Origin of the sequence: Candidatus Igneacidithiobacillus taiwanensis (assembly GCF_031962545.1) — a bacterium.
GTDB classification, from domain to species: Bacteria; Pseudomonadota; Gammaproteobacteria; order Acidithiobacillales; family Acidithiobacillaceae; genus Igneacidithiobacillus; species Igneacidithiobacillus taiwanensis.
The window spans coordinates 1-23,255 of the sequence record NZ_JAVRKK010000027.1; the positions used below are offsets into that span (position 1 = coordinate 1).

Below are 23,255 nucleotides of genomic sequence, written 5' to 3' on the forward strand. Positions count from 1 at the left end.
GGGCTCCTCGGCAAAGGTCATCTGTCCGGTCATGGATGTCATCTCCTAGCTACTCGGTCAACCCATTGTATCAGAGGGCTAAATCAGAGGGTCCTTAGACACCTGCTGTGCCGCACATTGCTGGTCGAGGACAGCACAGTAGTGCTGCAATTGTTTGCGCTGCTGGATGCACAAAGGAGCAACGCTGCTCTGAAATTCTTCATCTTCGCGCAGCAGGCGTAGTGCCTCGGTGTCGCCATCCAAGCAGGCAGTCAGCAAAGAACTGAGGGTGGGATTTGTGTTATCCATAAGGTCTCCAATTAGCGATGCTGAACGGCTTGGGCAACGGCGCGCGCCAGATCATCCGGGAGAAACTTGGCAACGAAGCCATCGGCGCGGACACTGCGGGCGTGCGCCTCGTTGGCGCTGCCCGAGAGCGAGGAGTGAATGACCACGGGAACCACGCGTAGATTCTCGTTTTCCTTGATTTGCCGGGTCAGGGTAAAGCCATCCATTTCCGGCATTTCGAGATCGGTGAGGACCATAGCGACCTTGTCTGTGACCTTGCGTCCCTCGCGGCGGGCATCGCTGGCGAGCTGTTGGAGACGCTCCCAGGCCTCCTTACCCGTTTTGGTGCCAATGAAGGGCAGGCCCAGGCTGCGCAGGGTCTTCTCGATCTGGTTGCGGGCAACGGCGGAGTCGTCGGCATAGAGAATGACTGAGCCCGAAGGAATGCTAACGGCATGTTGGGAACTGAGCTCGTCGCCACTCTTGAAGCGCGCCGGTAAGACCTGGCGGAGAATGTGTTCGACATCGAGCACCAGTGCCAGACGACCATTTGCCGTGTCGGCATCGAGGCGAGCCAGGCTGGTTACCAAACCGCCAACGGCGGCGCCCTCCGCCGAGAGCACTCTGCTCCAGTCGAGGCGGACGATTTCATCGACATCCTCCACCGCAAAACCCTGCACCGAACGCTCGTATTCCGTTACCAAGAGGATATTGAGCCCCTCGGCCCGACAGCCCACCACCGCCGGCAAATCGATGACGGGAATGATTTGCCCGCGGATGTTGGCCACCCCCAGCACATGTTCCGGCGCTCCCGGCATCGGCGTGATCTTGGGCATGACCAAGGCTTCGCGAACCTTGAACACATTGATGCCAAAGGCCTCACGCCCGCCGCCCGAAATGTCCGTACCTAGGCAGAAAACCAGGAGTTCGAACTTGTTGGTACCGGCGAGTTGCGATCTCTCGTCTACATCCCGCAACACACTGTCCATGGATTACTCCTTGATTCGAAGATGAATTTCTTTACTTAGGCGATCGAGGTGCTGGAGTACCTGCGCGCATGCGCGGTCGGCGGCTTCGAGCTGCCTCGTGGCACTCGCCAGATCCCCTTGTAGCCAGGCGCCCAGCGCATCGCGTAGGGCGTGATGAAAGTCGTGATGCGGGCCATGCAAGGCCTGATACTCTGGTTGATTTTTAAGCAGCGCATCCCCTGACTCGCTCATCCACCGCCCCAGGGAGCAGCTTCGATGATCGTGCAGATGGTCGAGTTGGAGGCGATGCGAGCCCTGGGCAATTTCGTCGGCTACCTCCTGGTAGCGGTCCAAGTGACTTTGCCGTGCCGCATCGATACTCGCTAGCACCGCGAGCCAAGTGAGTTTTTCGACCTGCTGTTGTAGGTGCGAGGTGACGACGGCAGCATCTTGGGCCTGGGTTTGGTTTTTGCGCGCCATTTCGCCCAGGGATTCTGCCGATTGGCTAATCGAAGTTACGTTGTTCTGAACTTCTTCTGTGGCTTCCTGGACCCGACGGGAAAGATTGCGCACCTCGTCCGCCACTACGGCAAAGCCGCGGCCATGTTCGCCGGCCCGCGCTGCCTCGATGGCGGCGTTGAGGGCGAGGAGATTGGTCTGATAGGCAATTTCGCGAATACTCTGGGCAATACGGCCCACCCCGCTGATTTGTTGCAGAAGGGCGCCAACACGTTGATGATTGTCGCGAATGCTATCACCTAACAACTGCAGGTTGTACTCGGTGCTTTTCATCGCCTCCTTCACATCAGCGCTGTTTTTGCTGATGGCGACCGAGTTGGCAATGGCGCTTTGGACGACTTCGCTCTTTAGTAGAAAATTTCGCCGCGCAACGCTGTTATCGATCCAGGAGGCATGAAAAGCGAGGGCCTGTCCCTGTTCATTGCGCACCGCGCTAAAGCGCAGCAGAAAACTGATCTCCCCCAAATCGAGCACGGTGTGGTATTCCTGCAGACTGCCATTGGCAAGCTCGCGAAAGACCTTGCGCACCCGCTCCGGATCCTTGTGAAACTGGTGAATGGAATTGCCAAAGGCGGCGCGCACATCCGCACCGCGCAATTGCACTCGCAATTGTGCCGCATAGCCATCCATCACCCGGCGTGCGGTGCCGTTCATATAAAAAATCTTGTTTTCCATGGCGTCATCGGCCTCGCAGAGCATTTCTAGGCTGCTCAGGGGCTCGAGTAGGGCAACGGCGTAGCTTTCCAATTCTTCTCGGTTCATGTTTTTCCTCAGGATTCTACAGCTATGCCTACCGGCAATTCGGCAAACCAGTCCAAAAATCGTTGCACCTGCGCGCCGCTATAGATGGCGCCGTGTTGCGGGCAGAGGTAGTCGATTTCGAGTTTGCGCACGCGCTCGAGCCAGTGTTTTTTGGCGCGCTCCGATGGCATCCAGCGCTGATGAAAATAGCGTGCCTTTTCGATATGTTGGGCAAAGGCCTTGCCATCGGGATCACGCCGGTCTACCCAAGCGCTATGTCCGGCGGGGAGCAGGGCAGCGCCAACATCGCCCGAAAACAGGATCTTGGCCTCGGGGTCGTACACATGGAAATTGGCAGAGGCGTGCAGATAGTGGGCGGGAATCAGCTCCAGGCGCCGTCCGCCGAGCAGGATATCTTCACCGCCATCGGGAATCTTGCGAAAAGGGGCATCGAGGGCGCCATAGTGGCGAATGAAGCCCTCCCAAAGGCTCGGAATATACCACTGCATGCTCGGGTTGCAGGCGTGCCAAAGGGGCAGGCTCGATGCAATGTCGGGATCCTGGTGGGAGACAAAGGCTGCCTGAATACTCGCTGGCTGTACGGCCTCGACGAGGGCGGCAAAGACCTGGGGAAAAATCTCGAAACCGCCGGGGTCGAAGAGCATGGCCTGTCCTTTCGACTCCATGACGTACACATTCGAATCGATGACGCGATTCTCCTGCTGGTCATGCAGGATCCACCATCGGTGATCCTTGTTTTCAAAGACTTTCGATGCTTTCATCTTGCAGTCGCTCCAATTGTTGGCGGTAATGGCGAATAGCGCGGGCAACGATCTGCACGGCTTCGCCCATGTCGCGAGAAACCTGCACCAGCGGGGCGCCGCTCGCCTCGGCAAGGGCGGCTTCAATGCGCGCGCTGGTCACTACATATTCCTGCGCCTCGACGCCCTCCTGCAGTAACTGCACTTTTTCCAGCAGCAGCTGGCGGATGGCGTTGGCATTTTTGCTTTCTTCCTCTACCAAGGCACTCCACTGTTCGTAGGCGCGCAGCAGTCCGGGGCAGGGTTTGCTCACACTGTTGTTGTTGAGTTGCCGGTAGTTTTCGAGCAGGCGCTGGTGCTGCAGGATGCGCATTTGCGCCTCGATGAGCGGTGCGATGTTTTCCTGCAGATGGGAGGCGGATTCGCGCAAAACGGCAGCGCGCTCGCGGAAGGCTTGGGCAACGACGCCGTAGCCGGCGAGGCGATTGCCATGCTTCTTGACCAGAACCATGGCATTGAGGGTGCGGCGGTCGATTTCCCGCAGGGCGCGCTCGATGTCGCGGCGCGCGGTAAAAGAAGCGTCGATGACATCCATGATCAAGCGCACATTAGTCATGGCTTGATACTCCCTGCGTGCTGCTTTGGCTGCTCAGGGCCTGCGGATCGAGGATCAGCACTACGTCGCCGCGCCCCGAAATGGTGGCACCCTGGTACCAGTGATTGTCGGCGAGAAAATCGAGAGGTTTGATTACCGAGTCTTCATTGCTGCGCACCTCCGATACCAACAGCAAGGCACGGTCGGTAAGCACGCCTTCGACCGCCTCGCTGCCGAGGCGCAGGGGGCGCTGGTGCAGCAGGGCGCCAAGATCGACAATCGGCAGAATTTGACCGTCGTCGAGGTGATATACACTGCGCCCCTGCATGCGATGGATTCGCTCTTCCTCGACTTCGAGTAGGCTCTCGATGGCGCTAATGGGCAGGGCGTAATTGGCGCGCCGCAGCCGCACATACAGTACCGGCAGGATGGCGAGGGTAAGGGGAAATTCCATCGCAATCGTGGTGCCAACGCCGAGTCGGGTCTGCAGCTCGAGCCGCCCGCGGAGCTTGCGCACCGTCTCCTTGACCACATCCATGCCCACACCGCGGCCGGAGAGTTCTGTGGCTTGCTCCTTGGTAGAGAAACCCGGCCGGAAGATCAGTTCGAGGGCTTCTTGTTCCGACAGACGAGCGGCCTGCTCGGTACTGAGCAGGCCCTTCTCGAGCGCCTTTTGCACGACGACTTGGTGATCAATGCCGCGGCCATCATCGCTGACTTCGATGCGTACCTTGTCGCCGAGATGGATGGCGCGGACCCGGATAGTGGCTTGCTCCGGTTTTTGTGCCAGTCGCCTTTGCTCCGGCAGCTCGATACCGTGATCGAGACTATTGCGGATGAGATGGGTCATGGGGCCGGACAGGGCATCCACTACCCCTTTGTCGATTTCGACATCCTCTCCCTGGAGCTCGAGGCGCACCTGCTTGCCCAATTGTCGAGAGGCATCGCGTACCACCCGCGGCAGTTGCTGAAAGATCCGCTTGCAGGGCTGCATGCGCAGGCGCATGGCGTTGACCTGCAAATCGTTGACACTAAGATCCATTTCCCGCGCGATGCGGCTAAGATCCTCATTTTCTTCGAGCAGACCGCTAATGGCAGAGTTGAGGCGATTGCGCAGCAACACCAATTCGCCCACCTGATTCATGACCGCATCCAGGCGGGTGGCATCGACGCGGAGGGTATTTTCTACGTCGGAGGCAGCGCTTGTCGGGTGCGCGACTGGGGTTGCCGCCTTGCTCTCTTCCTTGGCGGCCTCGGCCGTTGGCTGGACGCTGGCCATGGTAACACCCGGTGCCCCACTGCCATAGAGCTGGTCGAGCACTTGTTCAAATTCGGCCTCGGTGATGTCGTCGCTCGCGTCGCTGGCGGCTAGGCCGGGAGCCTGAGTGCCGTAGAGTTGATCGAGTACGGCCTCAAATTCTTCGGGCGTAATTTCATCCGCGGCCGTTGGCGGCGCGACATACACGCCGGTGGTGCCATCCGCCTGCTCGCGCTGCTGCACATAAATCTCCCCGCTCGCGGCTTCCGTTGCTGGCGCGGGCGTAGTTGGCGGGCATTCGGTAGCGCTGTCTGCTGCGGCGGCAATGGCCTGGATACGGGCACCGAGCTCCGCCGGGCCAGGACTGGGGTATTGCCCTTGCGCCAGTTCCTGCAGCATACCCTCGATAACATCGAGGCCGCGCAGGATGGCATCGATGGTTGCCGAGTTTGCGCGCAGTTGTTTGCAGCGCAGCTTGTCGAGGAGATCCTCGAGATGGTGGGTCCAGTCGACCAGATTCTGGGCATCGAGAAATCCGGCGCCGCCCTTCAGGGTATGAAAAGCCCGGAACAGACTAGCAAGAAGCTGTTCGTCGTCGGGACAACTCTCGAGGCGGAGAATTTCCTCCTGGGCCTTCTCCAGCAGCTCTCGCGCCTCTGGCAGATAGTCCTGCAGAATCTCGGCGTCCATGGTCAGATTCCCAATTCCGCGAGGAGGGCATCGACTTCACCCTGGTCAATATCTGGCCCAGCCGCTGGCATGGTCATCTGCGCCCCTCCCTCCAAGCCGATTTCCGTTAGGGTTTGGCTAATTCGGCTCTCGACGGCACGGAGCAGGGTGATGGCTTTTTTCAGCCGCTGACCGGCAAGGTCCTGCCCCTGCTGGCTGGCAACGATGCGGCTCAGGGCCTGCTCGATTTGGGCAAGCTGGGCATCGATGAAGGTATCGTGGGCCGCGCGAATCTCCTGCACAGCACTTTGCGCGAGTTCGGCGGCGGCGAGGGTCGCCATGGTTTGCTCTTCGGTGAGGCGCAAGGCCTCTTCCAAAGGGTCTTGGGCGCCCTGCAAGTCGGTTTCGGCGGTCTGGGCGATACGCCGCAGGCCCTCGCGCAAAAGCAAGTCGATTTCGTTGAGCGAGCGTTCGGCAGGTTGCCCGTTCATTTTGCCGCTCCCTGCGCTGCCTGCAGGCGCTTGAAGATGGCATCGAGCTTTTCGCGCAAGGTATCGGCGGTAAAGGGTTTGACGATATAGCCGTTGACCCCGGCTTGCGCGGCCTCGAGGATGTTCTCGCGCTTGGCTTCGGCAGTCACCATGAGCACCGGAATCTGCCGCAGCCGCGCATCGGCGCGGATGGCGCGGAGCAGGTCGATGCCCTGCATGTTCGGCATGTTCCAGTCGGAGACAACCAAGTCAAAGTTTTGGCTCTGCAGTTTTTGCAAAGCCTGCACGCCATCTTCGGCCTCATCAAAGGTAGTAAAGCCGATCTCGCGCAGCAGATTGCGCACAATGCGACGCATGGTCGAAAAGTCATCGACAATCAAGATGTTGATGTTCTTGTCTACTAGGTCCAGGCCCATGGGCTCTCCTCGTCGTTGCAGCATGGGTACAGGCCGGGAAAGCAATTCGTGTTCCCGGCCGGGTATCCCCGGCTTGGCTACTGCAACGACACGAAGGAAGGAAAGCTGTAGTTATGGGGTAGGCGACCAATACTGGGGATAGGCGTGCGGGCTGATTTTGCTGCGGATGAAGCCCTCCGCGACGTTGCGGGCGGCGGCACGGTCGGCGCCGGATGGGCCGGCAAGAACGCGATAGAGGCGCTGTTGCGGATGCTTGCCAATGCACACCGGTTGCCCGCTACGCGCTGCGCGCCGCGCCAGCTTTTCGGCCTGTGCCGGCGTAAAGAAGGCGCCGAGCTGTGCATACCAGCCAGCGCTTTGGCAGGGCGTGCCGGGTGCAGAAGTCTTGGCGACTGCTGCTGCGCTCTGCGCAGTCGCGACAGGCACCGGGCTTTTGGTAGCGGCGCTTGGTGTTTCGGGTACCGACAGCGTGGAGCTCGTTGGCGCCGCAACTACAGGAAGTTGAAGATGGACGCTGGCCGGGGGTCTCTGGCCGGACGAGGAGAGCGAGGAGAGCGAGGAGAGCAAGGGGTGCAAGAGCGCCAGCATCAGGACGAGGACGAGTAGCAGGATAGTCGTCCCGAGCAGGAAACTCCCCAGGCGTTGTCGAGATTTTGACGCTTGCATTGCCTATCCTCGTTGATCGATGGCCCCGGCCAGGATCGGGTCTACCCCGGCATGGCTGGGGTGCTGGGGAGAAACGACAACGATGCTGACGCGACGATTCATGGCCAAGCCTTGGGCGGTGTCATTGGGTGCGATCGGATGATACTTGCCGTAGCCGGCGGCAACCAGATGCCGCGGATCGACTCCATTCTCGCTGAAGATTCCCACCACCGCTACCGCCCGTGCTGCCGAAAGCGCCCAGTTGTTGGGAAATTGCGGGGTACGGATCGGGAGGTCGTTGGTAAAACCATTGACCTGAATCTGGTAGGGAACCTGTGCCAAGACGCGAGCAATCTGGGCGAGGGTCTGCTCCGCTTGCGGCGTCAGCTGCGCCTGACCCGAGGGAAAAAGAATCTTGGCGTTGAGATCTATCACCACCCCCAGTCCGCTACGATGAACGATCACACTGCCTTGCTGGATCAGGGGCTTGAGTAAGGATTCCATTTCTTGCTGCAGGGCGTCGAGACGTGCTTGCTCAGGAGCGGGTGCGGCCGCTTTCTTGGGTGCTTTGCCAATATCGGGGTTAGGCACAATTTTCGGCAGCGGCGGCAATTGGACGTGGCTTGGCGACGAAACTGCAGGGCTCTCCTTGTCACTGCGGATCGGGATGCTTGAATACGGGTGCCCGGAAAAGGCCGATACCAAGGTTTGCGATAGCACCTTGTATTTGCCTTCGTTCACCGAAGAAATAGCATACATGACCACAAAAAAGGCAAAGAGGAGGGTGATGAAGTCGGCGTAGGATACTAGCCAACGTTCATGGTTCTCCCATTCTTCCTCTTTTTTGCGCGAACGTCCCCGAGCCATCGGTAGTTCTCCCATCGTCGACGATAGGATAACACGCAAAGACCATGCCGGCATGTTTGCTGCTTGGCAATCGGCAGCACGGTGCATCACGGAGTATTAGCCTTGACGACGCAGAACCTTTTCCACGAGCTGTTTCAGCAAAGCTGCCTACAGGGGCCAAGCAGCGCCCGTCGCCTGACCATGGCGATGCCGGAGCAAAGCTACTGGCAGATTTTGCCTGGGGAAAACGCGCGGGTCCAAGAGACGGAGTTGTTCGAGCTCTTGCCCAATGATCAAGGTTTGTTGTTCGACCCTTGGCCGCAGGCAACGGCCCACCCCGACCGGGTGGGGCAGGAGCTGTGGTGTTGGGGGATGCTGGCGGGAATTCCCACGGGATTTTGTCTGCGTTTTCTTGGCATCGGTCGGTGGCGCCGGTATCCGGCAGCGCATTGCACGCCGCCCGAGAGGGTGTACCAGTGGCAGCGTCGTGGCCATCTGCGCGCCCCTGCCGGGGCGGGGATGAGCGGGGAGCTACAGCGCCGGGGAGCGCGCGCCCTGCGTATGCAGATCCTCGATTTGGGCGCCGGCGGTTTGCGTGCCAGCGTGCCGATGCCTCGAGACTATCCTCTTACGGTACAGGAGAACTTGCCGGAGCTGTGTTTTTCTCTGGCAGGACGCCAACACCGGGTAGCCGCGAGGATTTGTCACCTGGGAGGACCACGGCGGAGCGCCGACGGCATCGTCCAAGAAATTGGCGTCGCTTTTTTGGCGCCGCCTGCTGCCTTGCAGGAGTATTTGATTCAGTTGGGGCTGCGTTACAACCGCGAGGCTCTACGCCGTACTAGCCTCGCCTGAGGCATCCAGCCCGAGGCGAATGCTCATGGCCAAAAGCGTCGCCGGCGGCAGGGCGGCACCGCTACCCTGGCACGGCTGCGGCGCCTCGACGATCCACTGTCGAAAAACGCGTTGCTGCGGGCAGAAGTAGAGCGGTGCCATCTGGTGAGCGCGCAGTCCCGCTGCATCGCCGTCGCGGGGGACAATGACCATGAGCATGATCGTCCCTTCGCCACAAGCTGGCTTGGGAGCCGCGTAGTCCACACCAAAATGGATAGGGTCGCAGAGCGGAAAGGCAATGGCTGGATCCTCGAGGGCCTGCAGCCAGAGAAAGGGGCCCTGATTTTCCACATGCAGTAAGACGAAACGCTGGAGTTCTGAAAAGCCCGCCAGCGCCGGATCGCATCGCCAGATCTGCGTACTGGGCACCGGCAACTTACCGAAGCGGGTTGGGTAGTACTCTGCGCTCATTCTTCTTCCTCATTGGGATTGGGAAAGTGACCCGCCAACCATTGCTCCAATTGCGGTGATTCGCTGGCCGCCGCATCGCGATTGTTTTTGCGAATTTCCTGCAGCAATTCCTCACGGTAGATGGGGACGTTGTTGCTGGTCTCGATACCAATGCGAACTTGGCCTTCGTCGATGCGGGTAATGACGATACGAATGTCATCCCCAATACAGATGGCTTGGCCCTTGCGGCGGGTGAGGATGAGCATCAGGCACTGCCCAAGCGGTGGCCACTCTTGTCATTTTCGATCCGTCCCGCGTAACCATAGAGCTTATTTTCGGGGCCAAAGAGAATTTGCCAGGCCTCCTGCTGAAAACGGCCGAGGGCCTGGATGCTTGCGCCGTTTTGCTGATTATGGCGCGCTACTTGGGCGAGGGCCTGTTGGCGGCGTAGTAGCTGCGCAGGACTCGCGCTCTGCCCTTGCCGCTGGCTCTCTAGGGCACTGATTTCGCGAAATAGTTGGATTTTTTGCGCAGCCAAGGCCTGGATGCTCGCCCAATCGTTGGCGAGCAGTGCTTGCGATTCTTTCACTAGCACCTTTTGCAGCGTTTCTAGACGCTGGCTCTGCTCGTCGATGGCGGCAAGCGGTTCGGCCAAGGCTCAGCTCCCGCTCTTTGGCAGCATCTGCAGCTGATCCGTCGTCAAACCTTTGGCGATTTGCTCCGGAGAGATAGCGTAGGTGCCGCTGGCGACCACCTGCCGCAGCGCCTCTACTCGTGGATTGCCGGTGTTGCCACTGGCCTGGAGCAGGGCTTGCGCCGTTGCCGACAGGGTAACTTGCTCCTGGCCGACTCTTGCCTCGCTCGGCGTTTTTGCCACTGGGCTGTTGGCGCTACGCTCTGGCCGTGGCCCGGTAGGGGCAATGCCCGGCACATTGGACTTGGGTTGGATGGGATTCATGATTCTAGCTCCTAAACGGACTTCCCTACAGGTAACGACACAGGGTCACGATTTCTTGAATGCTGCCAATCAATCCTAGCGTTTGCTGTTAGAATGATACTTTTACCGTACCAGCGCCGGAGACTATGGCATGCAAAACGCGGCCCGACTGAATGTTGCGCACCAATATGCTCTGCCCCATTTGCCCATCCTCGATGGCGTCGGCAATCGTTGCAATGCGTATCCCGTCGCCCTCGGCCACAATGGTGACTTGCTGACCAGCATGGACGAGATTCCGTGCCTGCAACATCGAACGCAAAATCGGCTGCCCAGCCATTACCCCATAGCGCAGGCGCTGGCCGATGGCCTCCTGGGGGTTACTCAGGGGCGCGCCGGCAAGATTGCCGGGGTCGGCGGAACTCGTGCGCAAATCGCCAGCCGTGAGGATGGTGCCCGCACTCAGGCTGTGGGCGGCAATGACAATGGCGCTGCCCTGACGCACTTGTACCGGCACATACAGGGTCCAGCTTTGCGGCGCGGCACAATGGGCACTCACCGTTTGGCTGCCGAAAGGATTGGCATAGCCAAAGTAGCCCAGTTCGAGATGACTGCAGGCAGGGAAGCTGATGCTACTGGCCGGAACGTCCACGCTCACCTGACTCTCTTGGGTGCCTGCTGGTAGGTGTTGGCGAACAAAGGCACGGACGGCCTGACGCAGGGTCGCAACGTTTTCGCCAGCGTGCGCCGCGGGCACGACCCCAGTCAGGGCGAGGCAGATTAGTCCGAGCAATCGCAGAAAACTTCGCACCGCTTCCTCCTTTCCTGTCGCTACCCAATCTCACCCGGTTAGCAAGCAATTGATGGGCCAGGATGCTGCGCCCCAGGTTTTGTCGACGGCGGGAGTTTGCCGCCTCGCTCTCCGGCAAGGTCTTGCCGAGTTGGCGTTCGGTCGGTCGGTTCTCGCCGCCGATACCGCAGATTCCATCCTCAGAACCCGTCAAAAGAACGATTCCGGCAATGGGCACGGCATTTGCTTTGGCTAGTCAAACCGTTTGTAGGGAGATGTTGCGGATGGCCGGCCTCTTGAGTCAAACCTTGGATCCTTTGGCGGATGCCCTGCGGGTGTCGGGATATCGTCAGCAGCTACTGGCGGCCAATATCGCCAATGCCAATACCCCCAACTACAAGGCGGTAGATATTCCCTTTGCCCAGACCTTGCGAGCGGTGCAGGCCGGCCAGGGCGCGCGCCTACCCCTGCGGACCGATCAGCCGCGCCAGTTTACAGCGAGCGCCGGCGATCTCTCCCTGGCGGGCTTTGTGCAGTATCAGCGCGGTAGCGCAGTCGGGTTGGATGGAAATTCGGTAGATATGAATCGTGAGCAGTCGGAATTTGCCCAAAACAGCTTGCGCTACCAAGGCGACGTCACTTTTCTGACGGGTAAGATCAAGACCTTGTTGTCGGCCATCACGGGTACCACTCAGTGATGCAGCAGTAGGAGGATTGCGGAATGTCTTTGTTTTCGGTGTTCAATGTGGCGAGTTCCGGGCTTACGGCGCAAAGCTATCGGCTCAATGTTGTCGCTAGCAATTTAGCAAATGCTAATTCGGCCACCAGTTCTACCGGTCAACCCTACCGGGCGCGGGAAGTAGTCTTTGCCGCCCAGCCCATGGGTAGCGGCCCCGCCGGTGTCGATGGTGTGGCGGTAGCGGGTGTGGTGGAAAAGCCCGGCCCATTCAAGCTGGTCTATGAACCGGGTAACCCCCTCGCCGATGCCCAGGGTTACGTCAAGATGCCCAACGTCAACCCCGTCGATGAACTCGTCAACATGATTTCTGCCTCGCGTGCCTACCAGGCCAATGTCAACGTCCTGGAGACCACCAAAAGCCTGATGCAGAAAACCCTGACTCTAGGAGCCTAGACATGAGCAGCGCCAGTTCACTCAGTTCCGCCGTCAATCCCTTCTATGCCTCCTTGCAGTCCAACAGCGCCAGCAGTTCTGGGTCGGCGAGCTCCGGCGCCAGCGGGCTGGCCAGTGTGAGCACCTTCTATAACCTCTTGGTTACGCAGTTGATGAACCAGGATCCACTCAATCCGCTGAGCAATCAGGATCTTTCCTCGGAGCTCGCACAATTCAGCGTCGCCAATGGCGTCAATGCCATTCAGAGCTCCCTAAGTAGTCTCATGGATCAGATCAATCAAAATCAGGGACTGCAGGCGGCCACCTTGATTGGTAAGACGGTAAGCACTGCCGGTAACACCCTGCAGCTCAGCGGCGGCAGCGCTGCGGGAGCCTACAATCTCAGCGGCGACGCCAGCAATGTCAATGTGTTGGTGCAGAATTCCGCCGGCCAGACCCTTGCTATTTTGCCCCAGGGCTCGCAGGGCTCCGGAATGCATAGCTTTACCTGGAATGGGTTGGATAACGCCGGGGCTACGCTGCCGGCTGGTACTTATCGGTTCTCGGTACAAGCCGCTAACGGTTCCCAGGGGGTAACCGCGACACCCTACAGCCTGGGTGTAGTGAACAGTGTCACCTTGGGTAGCAGCGGACCCACTTTGCAGTTGAGCGGGCAAGCGGGGTCAGTTCCTTTCAGTTCCGTCCAGAACATCAGTTAAGGAGAGCAATCATGGGCGCATTGAATACAGCGTTGAGTGGACTTGCAGCGGCCAATATCGATTTGCAGGTGCTGGGCAATAACATTTCCAACGCCAATACCGTGGGATTCAAATCCTCCAATGCCGAGTTTTCCGATGCCTACGCGGCGGCCATGGAAAACAACGCCCCCTTGAATGGGCAGGTGGGTATCGGCACCCAGGTAATGACGGTGGCGCAGCAGTTTACCCAGGGCAATATCCAGACCACGAGCAATCCTCTTGATGTAGCCATCAATGGTAATGGATTTTTTCAGTTCGATTACAATGGCAGCACCGTATATGGACGTAACGGACAGTTCCAGTTGAGCTCTGGTGGGGTAATCGTCGATGCCAATGGCGGCCAGTTGATCGGTATGCAAGCCCAAAACGGTAAACTCACCGGCGCCAGTGGTCCGCTTGTGATCAGCCAAAATGCACTTGCTCCTCAGGCAACCTCTGGCCTGGGCATTAGTCTCAACCTCGACTCCACCAATACCCCTATCAGTGGTGCCCTGAACATCAACGATCCGAGCACTTACAATTACTCTACCACTACAACGATCTACGACAGTCTCGGTACGCCGCAGTTGCTCACGACGTACTACCAGCTGAGCCCAAGCACCGGGAGCTCCGGTAGCTCCGGCATAGGGCAGGTGTGGAACGTGGCATACTCCGTGGCCGGTACCACTGCCTCTGGCGGGGTGAGTTCCGGCAGTTTGGGGACTCTGGTCTTCAATGCAAACGGTACGGCCATCGGCACGACATCGGGTTCCGTAGGACCAATCTCCTGGGCCGATGGTGCTGCACCCTCCACCATCAGTGTGAATTACAGCGGCAGCACCAACTACGACTCTCCGAATGCGGTCATTAGCAATAATTCTAATGGCTACGGACCGGGACAGTTGTCGGGACTCTCCATCGATTCCGGTGGCAATATTTTTGCGCGCTATAGCAACGGCAAGTCGCAGCTCATGGGACAGATCAGCCTCACCCGCTTTGCCAACAACAATGGCCTGCAAAATCTTGGCAATAACTATTGGGCGGCAACTTATGCCTCTGGTCAGCCTTTGACCGGCACCCCGGGTAGCACCAATCTTGGAGTGTTGCAATCGGGGGCTGTGGAGCAGTCCAACGTCGACCTCTCCAACGACCTGGTCAAGCTGATTGTGGCGCAGCAGGCCTATCAAGCCAACGCGCAAACGATCAAGACGCAGAACACCGTAGTGCAGACGCTGCTGAGCCTGTAAAGGAGATAGCCGCCCATGGACACGCTCTACATTGCCATGACTGGGGCCAACGCCCTGCAAGAACGGCAAACCGTCGTCGCCAACAATCTCGCCAATGCCAACACCAGCGGTTTTCGCGCCGAAATTGCGCAAACCCGGGCCCTGCCGGTCTACGGCTCGGGGGCGGGCCTGCCCACGCGGGTCTACACCGCTACCACCGACGAGAGCTGGGACTTTCAGAGTGGGCCGATCGTTCATACCGGACGGGCCCTGGATGTCGCCGTCAATGGCAAGGGCTGGATCGCCGTGCAAGGGCCCGATGGCAAGGAGGCCTACACCCGTGACGGTAACCTGCAGGTCAATGGGCAGGGGATTCTGGAAACGGCAACTGGGCACCCGGTACTGGGGGTTAACGGTTTGCCCATTTCTCTGCCGCCCATGACGGGCCTGACCATTGGTAGCAATGGGGCGATTTCGGGAGTACCACAGGGAAATCAGCCAAACGGCTTGTTGGTCATCAATCAAATCAAGTTGGTCAATCCGCCGGAGAGCACGCTGCGCAAAGGCGCGGACGGCTTGTTTCAGACCGCAGACCAGCAACCGGCACCAGAAGACCCCAATGTCGTTCTCGAAAGCGGTGCCTTGGAGGGAAGTAACGTCAACCCCATCCAAAGCATGATCCAGATGTTGCAAGACAGCCGACAATTCGAGATGCAAACCAAGCTGATCCAGACCATCGATCAGGATCGTACCGCCGCCAATCAGGTGTTGGTGGTTTCCTGAGCGTAAGGAGAAATTGTCATGATGCGTTCTTTGTATGTGGCGGCCACGGGCCTGGAAGGGGAACAGACGAAGATGGACGTGATCGCCAATAATTTGGCGAACGTCAACACCACCGGCTTCAAACAGTCGCGGGCGGTGTTTCAGGATCTGCTTTACCAAAACTTGCGCCAGCCGGGTGCCCAGTCTTCGCAAACCACCCAGTATCCCTCGGGCTTGCAGTTGGGTACCGGGGTGCGGGTGATGTCGACGGAGCGCTTGATGACCCAGGGTAATCTCACTCAAACGGGAAATGCTCTCGATGTCGCCATCAACGGCCAGGGTTTTTTTCAGATTCTGCAGCCCAATGGCACCATCGCTTACAGCCGCGACGGTACCTTCCAACTCAATAACCAGGGTCAGTTGGTGACCTCCAACGGTTATCTCCTACAACCACCAGTCACCATTCCCCCCAACGCACAGAGCATTACCATCGGCAGCGATGGCACTGTCTCGGTAGTGCTCCCGGGGCAGGCGGCGCCGCAACAGGTGGGCACCATCCAGCTCGCCAATTTCATCAATCCTACGGGCTTGCAGAGTATTGGCGACAATCTCTATTTGCAGACGGGTTCTTCTGGCGCGCCGCAAACCGGCCAGCCGAGTCTGAATGGCTTGGGTACGGTGCAGCAGGGGTATCTCGAGTCGTCCAATGTCAATGTGGTTTCGGAGTTGGTGGATATGATTGCCACCCAGCGTGCCTACGAAATCAACAGTAAGGCGGTTTCCACCTCCGATGCCATGCTGGGCTACGCCATCGATAACATTTGAGGAGACGGCATCATGAACAGGCTGGGGACGAGAAGATGGAGTGGTCTGCTCAGGCTCTTGCTCTGGGGCCTGGTGTTCGCCCTGGCGGGCTGTGCTCTCAACGAGTCACCAGAAATGGGCCCGATCAAGCCGCTGCCCATCCCTGCCGAACCAACTTCCCTCAATGCGCACCCTGCCAATGGCGCTATCTGGCAGCCGGAAACCAATGTTTCGCTCTTTGCCGATAACCGTGCCAACCGCGTCGGCGACTTGATTACCGTCCTGATCCAGGAAAATGCCAGCGCCTCGAACAATACCAATACGGCCATCAATCGCTCGGACACCCTGAGTGCCGCGCTGACCAACTTCTTTGGTCTTACCCCCGCCTTTGGCAACATTGGCGGCAGCCAGATCAGCCCCTCCATGGGCGCCAACAGTAGTCAAAAGTTTGGCGGCAGTGGGGCAACGACCCAGAGCAATACCTTTACCGCCACCCTCGAAACGACGGTGGTGCGGGTCATGGGTAATGGTAACTTGGTGATCGAGGGCTCGAAGGAGGTGTTGCTCAACGGTGGCCGGGAATATATCCGCGTTGCCGGTGTTGTTCGGCCCTCGGACGTAACCCCGCAACATACCGTGCTGTCTACGCAAATTGCCGATGCACGGGTGGAGTATAGCGGTAATGGCAGTGTCTATGCCGCGGCAAAAATGCCCTGGTTGGCACGATTCTTTCTTTCTCTCTGGCCATTTTGAGTAGAAAGGAGATTGAGCATGACGTCATCGTTTGCGCGTAGGTTGGCTCTTTGCCTAGGCACGGCAATGATGCTGCTCAGCTGGGTCGCGCTGCCGGCCGCTGCCGAGACCATCCGCGATTTGACCACGGTCTCGGGGGAGCGTAGCAACCAATTGGTGGGCTATGGTTTGGTGGTCGGTTTGAATGGCACTGGCGATCAGGCAACCCAGGTGCCGTACACCACGCAATCGCTCCTCAACATGTTCCAGCGCTTGGGTATCAATCTGCCCGCTTCGGTGGCAAATAATCTGCAGCCCAAGGATGTGGCGGCGGTGATGGTGACCGCGCATCTACCGCCCTATGCGCAGCCGGGGCAGACCATCAACGTGACGGTTTCGGCAGTGGGCAATGCCTCGAGCCTAGCGGGCGGCACCCTGCTGATGACGCCGTTGAAAGGTGCCGATGGGCAGACCTATGCCGTCGCCCAAGGCAACATCATCGTCAGCGGCTTTGGGGCGAGTAGCAATGGCGCCTCGGCCCAGGTCAATATTAGCACTGCGGGTACCATCCCAAACGGCGCCAATGTGGAACGCAGTGTTCCCGACGCCTTTGCCGGCGGCGGGCCTTTGCAGCTCGACCTGCACACGCCGAGCTTTACCACGGCGGCGCGTATTGTCGATGCCATTAATCGTAGCCTCGGTTACGGCACCGCCGAGGCCCTCAATGCGGGGGTGGTGCAGGTACGGGCGCCGAGTAATCCCAGCCAGCGCGTCAACTTTTTGGCCTTGATCCAAAACCTGAGTGTCAACCCGGAAACGCCGCTGGCCAAGGTGGTGATCGATGCGCGCAGCGGCACGGTGGTGCTCGGGCAGAACGTGACTCTGGGCAGTTGCGCCGTTGCCCACGGCAACCTCTCGGTCACTATTTCGCAGAAATATTTGGTGAGCCAGCCAAATCCGCTGGGGGCTGGGCAAACGGTGGTCGCTCCTCAGGCCGATGTCAAAATCAAGCAGCCGCAAGCCAAGCTGCTGATGTTTGAACCCGGCGTGAGCCTCGAGGCGGTAGTGCGCGCCCTGAACGCGGTTGGTGCGACGCCTACGGATCTCATCGCTATCTTGCAGGCGATGAAGGCCGCTGGCGCGCTGCACGCCCAGTTGGAGGTGATATGAGCGGTACGGGTATTTCTCTGCAGGCGCAGGCCCAAGCAGTATCTCTGGGCGGAAAAGGCGCAACCGCCGCAGTTGCCAACGCTCTCGGTTTTGCGCAACTGCAACAGTTGCACCAGGAAGCCCAAGCCAAGAATCCCGCTGCCATTCTTGCCACTGCCAAGCAATTTGAGGCGATGCTGCTGGCTGAAATGCTTTCCTCCATGAGCAAGACCACCTTTGGCTCGGACCTGCTCGGTTCTAACAGCGGGCCGATGTTTCAGTCCCTTTTCACCCAACAGATTGCGCAAACCGTGGCGCAAGGCCGGGGTATCGGCTTGGCGAACACCCTGGCCAAGGAAATTGCCAACCGGTACCACCTGGATTGGAGTGCAAAGGCGGCAGCCAAGGCAGAGGCCGCCGACACGCCGGTAACGATTCCTGCGGCTGTGGCGCAATCCGCGCCAGGCACCTCTGGTGGGAGTTGGAAACAGCCAGGGCAGAGCCTGGTCCAGCGCGCCCGCGCCTTTGTGCAGAGCATTCTCCCGGCAGTCCGCCAAGCGGCGGTGCGACTCGATGTGTCCCCCGTTGCCATCCTCGCGCAGGCGGCCCTCGAGACTGGCTGGGGTGCCCATGCCCCCGGCGATAACCTCTTCGGTATCAAGGCTGGAACGGGTTGGACTGGAGCGGCAGAAAAGAATCTCACCCACGAATTCATCCATGGTGTCGAGGTTGTGGAAAACGATAGCTTCCGTGCCTATCGCAATGTGCTCGCCAGCGTCGAAAATTATACCCAGCTGCTACTCAATAACCCCCGCTACCGGGCAGCCTTGGGGCAGGGCAATAACATCGCCGGCTTTGCGCAGGCCCTCCAGGATGGCGGCTACGCCACCGACCCCAGCTACGCTGCCAAGATTACCGAGTTGGCCCAAGGACCGGTCATGCAGGCCGCCTTGGCAGGTACGGGGCTAAGCCCTTGAGTTTTGCGCCAACTGTGACGTTATCCCAGGTAGGATGGACGGAGATGGGCATGGAAGCCGAGGATCAATCCGAATTGGAAGCCGTGCGGCGCCTGACGTCACGGCTGCAGGAAGCGCAGGCTGCCTTGGTGGCGGGCAAAATAGCCGGTGCGCAAGAGCTAGCCTTGCAACAGGATCTTGCCCAACAACTTCTGCTGCTGCGCAACAGCGCAGGCTCGCGTCCCCCAGGGGCAGAGTTGGCGGCTGCGGTATTGAAGTTGCAAGAGACGGTGGCCTCCTTCGAGCACCTACTGCGTGTGGGTATGGGGCAAATTCGCGAACGTCTGGAGCCCAGCAGTCCTACCTCCGCCTCGAGTTTTGCTGATCGCATCGGCCGCGGTCATTCTTTGGGGAGTGCCTGAACCATGTCGGGAGTATCGGGACTGATCAATGCGTCGCTGAGTGGTCTGCAAGCCGCGCAAGAGGCCTTGCAAGTGACGGGCAACAATATTGCCAACGTCAACACGCCGGGCTACAGCCAAGAAACGGTTGTGCAGTCGACCTTAACTCCCAGTTACCGGGGGGGGCAATTCTATGGGAATGGCACCCAAATCAGTAACGTGCAGCGGGTATACAGCAGTTTTCTGCAAGGGCAGGTGTGGTCGGCAACGGCGGGTGCTAGTGGTGCCTCTACCCTCAGCCAGAATTTACAGCAAGTCATGGGCCTGCTCAGTAGTGGTAGCGTCAGCTCCCAGATTCAGCAATTTTTTTCCGGGGTCGCGCAGGTGGCGGCGAGCCCTAGCGATCTTCCCGCACGCCAAACCCTCCTTGGCAACGCTCAGTCGCTGTCGAGTAATTTCCAGAGCCTGGCGCAGCAGCTCAATAGCATCGGTCAGGGCGTTAACCAGCAACTGCAGCAAGGTGTGCAGACCGTCAACAGTCTGAGCAAGCAGATTGCCCAACTCAATCAGCAGATTGCCAGTCTGCAGGGAGAGGGTAACGGTAATCCCAACGATCTCCTTGATCAGCAAGCCCAACTCATTACCCAACTTAGTGCCCAGGTGGGCGTGCAGGTGATGCAGCAAGGCAATCAGACGAATGTCTATCTGAGCAACGGACAGGTCTTGGTTGCTGGTGCCCAGGCCTTCTCCCTCGTAACGCGTCCGAGCAACTATGATCAGCAAAGCTTGACCATCGCCTATAGCGGTTCGCTGGGCAGCGAGAGTCTCAGCCAGGGTCTGGTCGGTGGCGCGCTGGGCGGGTTGCTGCAATTCCGGCAGCAGTCGCTGATTCCCGCCCAAAATGGTTTGGGTTTGTTGGCCGACGGCTTGGCAGCGACCCTCAACCAGCAACAAGCAAAGGGGCTGAATCTCTATGGCAGTAGCGGCTCCGCCTTGTTTTCGTTAGCGCCGGTGCAGATCTTTGCCAACGCACAAAATCAAAGCAGCGGGGCGAGCGTCCAAGGCCAGATCACCAATGTCGCCAATTTGCAGGGGCAGGACTATATCCTGCAGATGAGTTCTGGCGGCGTTTGGGAATTGCGCAATGCCAGCACGGGCGCGGTGGTAGATAGCACCAGTGGCAGCAGCAGCGGTGGTGTAACGAACCTGAACTTCTCTCAGGAGGGTTTTCAGTTGCAGGTTAGTGGTTCGGTTGCGGCGGGCGACAGCTATTTGGTCGAACCGACCCGCTTGGGAGCATCTCGCCTGCAAACGCTGTTACAAGATCCGTCCGGGATCGCCGCAGCAAGCCTATATGTGGGCAGTGCCGGCGTGGCAAGCAGCGGTGGTATTGTCAACAACAATCTCGGGAATATGACCTTGTCCGCCGGACAGTTCGTGAGCGGTACGAGTGCGGGGGCGGTGCAAGTCAGCGGTCTGCGCTTCCCACTCCCCACTCTGAGCTTGCAGTTTGCCAGTGGCGCGAGCAGCGGTACGGCAAACTTTACCATCACTAGCTCCGGCGCGACTTTGGCCTCGGGTAGCGTTGCTCTGGGCAGCTCCGGCACCGCCATCGATATCGCCTATCCGAGTGATCCGCCGGGTGGCTTTTACCAGATGGTGTTATCGGGCACTTTGGTGGGTGCGGGAGACACCCTTACTCTCGGCCCGGGTGGGCCGGGAAGCAACGGTAATGCGCAAGCCATGTCTTCTCTGGCGACCCAAGGAACGCTCAATGGTGGACAAAACAATTTCTCTGCCCAGGCCGCACAGCTCCTTGCGCAGGTCGCAACGCAGACCCATCAGGCGCAGACCACGAGTCAGGCGCAGCAATCATTGCTCGCGCAAACCCAGGCGGCGCAGCAGTCCTACTCCGGGGTCAACCTGGATCAGGAAGCAGCCAATCTGATCTTGTATCAGCAGGCCTATCAAGCGGCCGCTAAGGCGATTTCCATTGGTAATACATTATTCCAGTCCCTGATGCAGTCCCTGTAGAAAAGGAGAAAGACTATGCGCCTGAGTACACAGCAGATCTTCCAGACTGGCCTGAACGGCATGTTGCAACAGCAGAATACGCTCAATAATCTGAGTGAGCAGCTATCCACAGGCAATGCGCTCAATAACCCGGCAAGCAATCCTACCGCGTACGGTCAGGTACTGAATCTGGGAAGCCGCCTCGCCAATTTAAGTAACTATCAACAGAACAACCAGTATGTACAGCAGAACCTGAATCAAAGCAGCAGCACCCTGCAGAGCGTGGGCACGCTGATCAATCAGGTGCAACAGCTAGCGGTGCAGATGAATAATGGCACGGTCAATGGCAATGATCTGCAAAATGCAATTAATGCCATGCAGGGAAATTTGCAGCAGTTGGTACAGCTTGCCAATACCCAGAATGCCAATGGTAAATATATTTACGGTGGTTCCCGGGACAATAGCCCGCCTTTTGCGTTACAGAGCAATGGACAGGTGATTTATCAAGGCGATGGCGGTACGAATTTTCTGCAAATCGGTCCTGCCTTGAGTGTCCCTAGTAATCAGCCCGGTAACGCAATTTTTATGGATATCCCCGCCGGCAATGGAACCTTCACCGTTACGCCGAGCTCTGGCAATTACAGCGCAGGTAGTTCGGGTACGGTTACCTTGGACCCGGGATCGGTCCTTGATCCCGGCGCAGCGCAGAACGCTTTCGTGGCCCAGGGCGCAAGTTACCAAATCAGTATCAGCCAGGGTAGCAGCGGAATGACTTACACCGTAAGCAGCGGGACCGGCAATCCGCCAATGAGCTGGAACCCCATCAGCTCTGGGAGTTACGTTGCCGGGCAAAGTATAGAGATTCCGGGCCCCAATGGTCCCATGGCGCAGATTACCGCCCAAGGCACGCCAGGTTTGGGGCAAACCGATACCTTTACGCTTCAGGCCGCCAGGCCCCAGAGTTTGTTCCAAACCTTTCAAGATATCATTACCGCCCTACAGGCTGGTGCCGGTTCGGTGACTGCCAACACCCAACGTGCCCAAGGCCTGAGTAATGCCTTGGCAAATCTCAGCGCTGCCCAAACGCAATTACTCAGTACGCAAGCTGCTATTGGCTCGCAGCTGCAAGCAGCGCAATCGGTGAGTACCCTCAACAGCAATCTATCGCAGCAATTTCAGACCACCCAAAGCAGCCTTGCCGATATCAATTACCCCGAAGTAATCACCCAGTTCCAAGAAAGCAGCACGGCCCTCCAGGCGGCGCAAAAAGCTTTTGCTCAGGTGCAAGGGTTAAGTTTGTTTCAGTACATTTGATTGAGGGACCACTCTTGCAATCCATCCGCAATTATGATTTCGATTCGCACCTCAATCGGCGACAGCTTTTTTCTCGCACGACATTACGATTGCTTTCTTCTGCGGATATCGAAATTTGCACGATTCGATTCGATGCCTTACTGAAGGGCGGTGTTGCCCAGCCGCACGTCGATATTTATTTCTACCTTTCGGAGCTGGATCGGCTCATTCCCGCGCTAGCCCTACCGATCGAGTATAATTCTCAACGCATTATCTGGCCCGAGGTATTCGCCGATTGGCCTGCAACATTGCTTGACGATGTCAGTCGCTACGTAATGGACCTTTGGCGCGCAAATCAGATGTCTGGGCAGATAATTTTTACTGAATCGGCGAGGATGATTTTTGGTGATGCTATAGAGCGCCGTCTTTCGGAATTCCCCATTCCGGGTTTGCAGAATTATTGGACGACTGCTCAGATGCTTAGCCGCTACCAGTGGGTGACCGAGCAGATCGAATCTGGTCGCGTTCTGGAAGTTGCCGCAGGCAGCGGATTTGGAGCAGCATGGCTGCTCGACCGGCGCGAGGGGATTTCCACCTATGTTGGTGTTGATCTTGATGATACTGCGATCCGCTTGGCCAAGCATATCAACACGTCACTTACTAAGTTTCATTTAGGACCAATCGAGGAGTTGCCAGACGGCGACTTTGACTGGATCCTCTCACTTGAGACGATTGAGCACACGGCAGATCCAGAAGAATTCCTTCTTACGCTAAAGCAACGCCTAGCTCCTGCATAAGTTCACAAACCTTTGGCACTTCTTTGGCGAGGGAGGAGTGCCATGCAGGTTCAACATGTCGGGTACCGGATCCGGGGGTTTTACCGGGTA

Annotated in this window: 29 protein-coding genes and 1 pseudogene; 14 read left to right on the top strand and 16 right to left on the bottom strand. The window is 58.4% G+C overall.

What is annotated here, in order from left to right; all coding sequences use genetic code 11:
• Positions 1-78: 78 nt before the first annotated feature.
• From RTI30_RS05675 to motD, 11 genes and pseudogenes are all read right to left on the bottom strand, one after another.
• Positions 79-288 carry a hypothetical protein gene (locus tag RTI30_RS05675; RefSeq protein WP_312262700.1) on the bottom strand — a complete coding sequence of 70 codons (210 nt, stop codon included), beginning with the start codon at positions 286-288 and terminating at the stop codon, positions 79-81.
• Positions 289-299: 11 nt separating this feature from the next.
• On the bottom strand, positions 300-1,256 hold the full coding sequence (locus tag RTI30_RS05680) for a chemotaxis protein (protein ID WP_312262701.1): 957 nt from the start codon (positions 1,254-1,256) through the stop codon (positions 300-302).
• Positions 1,257-1,259: 3 nt separating this feature from the next.
• Entirely contained in the window at positions 1,260-1,625 is a 366-nt protein-coding gene (locus RTI30_RS14275; protein ID WP_409449681.1) for a CZB domain-containing protein, read from the bottom strand.
• Positions 1,617-2,516 (bottom strand): annotated as a pseudogene (locus RTI30_RS05685) (methyl-accepting chemotaxis protein); the annotation flags it as partial. The pseudogene RTI30_RS05685 and the gene RTI30_RS14275, both read right to left, overlap by 9 nt.
• Before the next feature lie 8 nt (positions 2,517-2,524).
• Positions 2,525-3,277, bottom strand: a complete 753-nt coding sequence (locus RTI30_RS05690; RefSeq protein ID WP_312262703.1) for an MBL fold metallo-hydrolase — start codon at positions 3,275-3,277, stop codon at positions 2,525-2,527.
• Positions 3,255-3,872, bottom strand: a complete 618-nt coding sequence (locus RTI30_RS05695) for a hypothetical protein (protein WP_312262704.1) — start codon at positions 3,870-3,872, stop codon at positions 3,255-3,257. The genes RTI30_RS05690 and RTI30_RS05695 overlap by 23 nt, the downstream gene beginning before the upstream one ends.
• Positions 3,865-5,799: a chemotaxis protein CheA gene (locus RTI30_RS05700; RefSeq protein WP_312262705.1), complete on the bottom strand. Its 1,935-nt coding sequence runs from the start codon at positions 5,797-5,799 to the stop codon at positions 3,865-3,867. Before RTI30_RS05700 ends, RTI30_RS05695 begins: the two co-directional genes overlap by 8 nt.
• 2 nt (positions 5,800-5,801) lie before the next feature.
• Positions 5,802-6,269 carry a protein phosphatase CheZ gene (locus tag RTI30_RS05705; protein ID WP_312262706.1) on the bottom strand — a complete coding sequence of 156 codons (468 nt, stop codon included), beginning with the start codon at positions 6,267-6,269 and terminating at the stop codon, positions 5,802-5,804.
• Positions 6,266-6,685 carry a chemotaxis response regulator CheY gene (gene cheY, locus RTI30_RS05710; RefSeq protein WP_312262707.1) on the bottom strand — a complete coding sequence of 140 codons (420 nt, stop codon included), beginning with the start codon at positions 6,683-6,685 and terminating at the stop codon, positions 6,266-6,268. Before cheY ends, RTI30_RS05705 begins: the two co-directional genes overlap by 4 nt.
• A gap of 111 nt (positions 6,686-6,796) precedes the next feature.
• Entirely contained in the window at positions 6,797-7,351 is a 555-nt protein-coding gene (locus RTI30_RS05715) for an SPOR domain-containing protein (protein ID WP_312262708.1), read from the bottom strand.
• Positions 7,352-7,354: 3 nt separating this feature from the next.
• Positions 7,355-8,197 (bottom strand): flagellar motor protein MotD, encoded by an 843-nt coding sequence (motD, locus tag RTI30_RS05720; RefSeq protein ID WP_312262709.1) that lies wholly within the window; start codon positions 8,195-8,197, stop codon positions 7,355-7,357.
• Positions 8,198-8,299: 102 nt separating this feature from the next.
• On the opposite strand from motD, the gene RTI30_RS05725 reads away from it, so the two are divergent.
• Entirely contained in the window at positions 8,300-9,031 is a 732-nt protein-coding gene (locus RTI30_RS05725; protein WP_312262710.1) for a hypothetical protein, read from the top strand.
• On the opposite strand, the gene fliW is transcribed toward RTI30_RS05725, so the two are convergent.
• From fliW to flgA, 5 genes are all read right to left on the bottom strand, one after another.
• Positions 9,008-9,481: a flagellar assembly protein FliW gene (gene fliW, locus RTI30_RS05730; RefSeq protein ID WP_312262711.1), complete on the bottom strand. Its 474-nt coding sequence runs from the start codon at positions 9,479-9,481 to the stop codon at positions 9,008-9,010. The two genes, RTI30_RS05725 and fliW, sit on opposite strands and share 24 nt — an antisense overlap.
• Positions 9,478-9,726 (bottom strand): carbon storage regulator, encoded by a 249-nt coding sequence (locus tag RTI30_RS05735; RefSeq protein ID WP_312262712.1) that lies wholly within the window; start codon positions 9,724-9,726, stop codon positions 9,478-9,480. The genes fliW and RTI30_RS05735 overlap by 4 nt, the downstream gene beginning before the upstream one ends.
• Positions 9,726-10,115 carry a hypothetical protein gene (locus tag RTI30_RS05740; RefSeq protein WP_312262713.1) on the bottom strand — a complete coding sequence of 130 codons (390 nt, stop codon included), beginning with the start codon at positions 10,113-10,115 and terminating at the stop codon, positions 9,726-9,728. Before RTI30_RS05740 ends, RTI30_RS05735 begins: the two co-directional genes overlap by 1 nt.
• Before the next feature lie 3 nt (positions 10,116-10,118).
• Positions 10,119-10,418: a flagellar biosynthesis anti-sigma factor FlgM gene (flgM, locus tag RTI30_RS05745; protein WP_312262714.1), complete on the bottom strand. Its 300-nt coding sequence runs from the start codon at positions 10,416-10,418 to the stop codon at positions 10,119-10,121.
• Positions 10,419-10,506: 88 nt separating this feature from the next.
• Positions 10,507-11,205: a flagellar basal body P-ring formation chaperone FlgA gene (flgA, locus tag RTI30_RS05750; protein ID WP_312262715.1), complete on the bottom strand. Its 699-nt coding sequence runs from the start codon at positions 11,203-11,205 to the stop codon at positions 10,507-10,509.
• Between the two features lie 263 nt (positions 11,206-11,468).
• Between flgA and flgB the strand changes: the two genes are divergently transcribed.
• Genes flgB through RTI30_RS05815 form a run of 13 tightly spaced genes read left to right on the top strand, consistent with a single transcriptional unit; the run spans position 11,469 to position 23,165 of the window.
• A complete protein-coding gene (flgB, locus tag RTI30_RS05755; RefSeq protein ID WP_312262716.1) occupies positions 11,469-11,882 on the top strand; it encodes a flagellar basal body rod protein FlgB in 414 nt (137 codons plus the stop codon).
• A 23-nt stretch (positions 11,883-11,905) separates the two neighbouring features.
• Positions 11,906-12,316 carry a flagellar basal body rod protein FlgC gene (flgC, locus tag RTI30_RS05760; protein WP_312262717.1) on the top strand — a complete coding sequence of 137 codons (411 nt, stop codon included), beginning with the start codon at positions 11,906-11,908 and terminating at the stop codon, positions 12,314-12,316.
• Between the two features lie 2 nt (positions 12,317-12,318).
• On the top strand, positions 12,319-13,014 hold the full coding sequence (locus RTI30_RS05765; protein WP_312262718.1) for a FlgD immunoglobulin-like domain containing protein: 696 nt from the start codon (positions 12,319-12,321) through the stop codon (positions 13,012-13,014).
• 11 nt (positions 13,015-13,025) lie between these two features.
• Entirely contained in the window at positions 13,026-14,279 is a 1,254-nt protein-coding gene (gene flgE, locus RTI30_RS05770) for a flagellar hook protein FlgE (RefSeq protein ID WP_312262719.1), read from the top strand.
• 15 nt (positions 14,280-14,294) lie between these two features.
• The gene (gene flgF / locus RTI30_RS05775; RefSeq protein WP_312262720.1) at positions 14,295-15,041 is read left to right on the top strand and encodes a flagellar basal-body rod protein FlgF; all 747 of its coding nucleotides are present in this window, start codon (positions 14,295-14,297) and stop codon (positions 15,039-15,041) included.
• An 18-nt stretch (positions 15,042-15,059) separates the two neighbouring features.
• A complete protein-coding gene (gene flgG, locus RTI30_RS05780; protein WP_312262721.1) occupies positions 15,060-15,845 on the top strand; it encodes a flagellar basal-body rod protein FlgG in 786 nt (261 codons plus the stop codon).
• A 12-nt stretch (positions 15,846-15,857) separates the two neighbouring features.
• Complete coding sequence (locus RTI30_RS05785; protein WP_312262722.1) at positions 15,858-16,577, top strand: flagellar basal body L-ring protein FlgH; 720 nt, start codon at positions 15,858-15,860, stop codon at positions 16,575-16,577.
• An 18-nt stretch (positions 16,578-16,595) separates the two neighbouring features.
• Positions 16,596-17,726 carry a flagellar basal body P-ring protein FlgI gene (locus RTI30_RS05790; RefSeq protein WP_312262723.1) on the top strand — a complete coding sequence of 377 codons (1,131 nt, stop codon included), beginning with the start codon at positions 16,596-16,598 and terminating at the stop codon, positions 17,724-17,726.
• On the top strand, positions 17,723-18,682 hold the full coding sequence (flgJ, locus tag RTI30_RS05795) for a flagellar assembly peptidoglycan hydrolase FlgJ (RefSeq protein ID WP_312262724.1): 960 nt from the start codon (positions 17,723-17,725) through the stop codon (positions 18,680-18,682). The genes RTI30_RS05790 and flgJ overlap by 4 nt, the downstream gene beginning before the upstream one ends.
• A 50-nt stretch (positions 18,683-18,732) precedes the next feature.
• Positions 18,733-19,083, top strand: a complete 351-nt coding sequence (locus RTI30_RS05800) for a hypothetical protein (RefSeq protein WP_312283424.1) — start codon at positions 18,733-18,735, stop codon at positions 19,081-19,083.
• 3 nt (positions 19,084-19,086) lie between these two features.
• Positions 19,087-21,096 carry a flagellar hook-associated protein FlgK gene (gene flgK / locus RTI30_RS05805; RefSeq protein WP_312262726.1) on the top strand — a complete coding sequence of 670 codons (2,010 nt, stop codon included), beginning with the start codon at positions 19,087-19,089 and terminating at the stop codon, positions 21,094-21,096.
• 15 nt (positions 21,097-21,111) lie between these two features.
• Positions 21,112-22,389 (top strand): flagellar hook-associated protein FlgL, encoded by a 1,278-nt coding sequence (gene flgL / locus RTI30_RS05810; protein ID WP_312262727.1) that lies wholly within the window; start codon positions 21,112-21,114, stop codon positions 22,387-22,389.
• A gap of 14 nt (positions 22,390-22,403) precedes the next feature.
• Positions 22,404-23,165, top strand: coding sequence for a class I SAM-dependent methyltransferase (locus tag RTI30_RS05815; protein ID WP_312262728.1), 762 nt, complete (start codon positions 22,404-22,406; stop codon positions 23,163-23,165).
• Positions 23,166-23,255 lie beyond the last annotated feature (90 nt).

Bases quoted from the DNA above. Each gene is read 5' to 3' on its own strand.
- RTI30_RS05675 (WP_312262700.1), bottom strand. From the start codon at position 288: ATGGATAACACAAATCCCACCCTCAGTTCTTTGCTGACTGCCTGCTTG.
- RTI30_RS05680 (WP_312262701.1), bottom strand. From the start codon at position 1,256: ATGGACAGTGTGTTGCGGGATGTAGACGAGAGATCGCAACTCGCCGGT.
- RTI30_RS05690 (WP_312262703.1), bottom strand. From the start codon at position 3,277: ATGAAAGCATCGAAAGTCTTTGAAAACAAGGATCACCGATGGTGGATC.
- RTI30_RS05695 (WP_312262704.1), bottom strand. From the start codon at position 3,872: ATGACTAATGTGCGCTTGATCATGGATGTCATCGACGCTTCTTTTACC.
- RTI30_RS05700 (WP_312262705.1), bottom strand. From the start codon at position 5,799: ATGGACGCCGAGATTCTGCAGGACTATCTGCCAGAGGCGCGAGAGCTG.
- RTI30_RS05705 (WP_312262706.1), bottom strand. From the start codon at position 6,269: ATGAACGGGCAACCTGCCGAACGCTCGCTCAACGAAATCGACTTGCTT.
- cheY (WP_312262707.1), bottom strand. From the start codon at position 6,685: ATGGGCCTGGACCTAGTAGACAAGAACATCAACATCTTGATTGTCGAT.
- RTI30_RS05715 (WP_312262708.1), bottom strand. From the start codon at position 7,351: ATGCAAGCGTCAAAATCTCGACAACGCCTGGGGAGTTTCCTGCTCGGG.
- motD (WP_312262709.1), bottom strand. From the start codon at position 8,197: ATGGCTCGGGGACGTTCGCGCAAAAAAGAGGAAGAATGGGAGAACCAT.
- fliW (WP_312262711.1), bottom strand. From the start codon at position 9,481: ATGAGCGCAGAGTACTACCCAACCCGCTTCGGTAAGTTGCCGGTGCCC.
- RTI30_RS05735 (WP_312262712.1), bottom strand. From the start codon at position 9,726: ATGCTCATCCTCACCCGCCGCAAGGGCCAAGCCATCTGTATTGGGGAT.
- flgM (WP_312262714.1), bottom strand. From the start codon at position 10,418: ATGAATCCCATCCAACCCAAGTCCAATGTGCCGGGCATTGCCCCTACC.
- flgB (WP_312262716.1), top strand. From the start codon at position 11,469: ATGGCCGGCCTCTTGAGTCAAACCTTGGATCCTTTGGCGGATGCCCTG.
- flgC (WP_312262717.1), top strand. From the start codon at position 11,906: ATGTCTTTGTTTTCGGTGTTCAATGTGGCGAGTTCCGGGCTTACGGCG.
- RTI30_RS05765 (WP_312262718.1), top strand. From the start codon at position 12,319: ATGAGCAGCGCCAGTTCACTCAGTTCCGCCGTCAATCCCTTCTATGCC.
- flgE (WP_312262719.1), top strand. From the start codon at position 13,026: ATGGGCGCATTGAATACAGCGTTGAGTGGACTTGCAGCGGCCAATATC.
- flgF (WP_312262720.1), top strand. From the start codon at position 14,295: ATGGACACGCTCTACATTGCCATGACTGGGGCCAACGCCCTGCAAGAA.
- flgG (WP_312262721.1), top strand. From the start codon at position 15,060: ATGATGCGTTCTTTGTATGTGGCGGCCACGGGCCTGGAAGGGGAACAG.
- RTI30_RS05785 (WP_312262722.1), top strand. From the start codon at position 15,858: ATGAACAGGCTGGGGACGAGAAGATGGAGTGGTCTGCTCAGGCTCTTG.
- RTI30_RS05790 (WP_312262723.1), top strand. From the start codon at position 16,596: ATGACGTCATCGTTTGCGCGTAGGTTGGCTCTTTGCCTAGGCACGGCA.
- flgJ (WP_312262724.1), top strand. From the start codon at position 17,723: ATGAGCGGTACGGGTATTTCTCTGCAGGCGCAGGCCCAAGCAGTATCT.
- RTI30_RS05800 (WP_312283424.1), top strand. From the start codon at position 18,733: ATGGAAGCCGAGGATCAATCCGAATTGGAAGCCGTGCGGCGCCTGACG.
- flgK (WP_312262726.1), top strand. From the start codon at position 19,087: ATGTCGGGAGTATCGGGACTGATCAATGCGTCGCTGAGTGGTCTGCAA.
- flgL (WP_312262727.1), top strand. From the start codon at position 21,112: ATGCGCCTGAGTACACAGCAGATCTTCCAGACTGGCCTGAACGGCATG.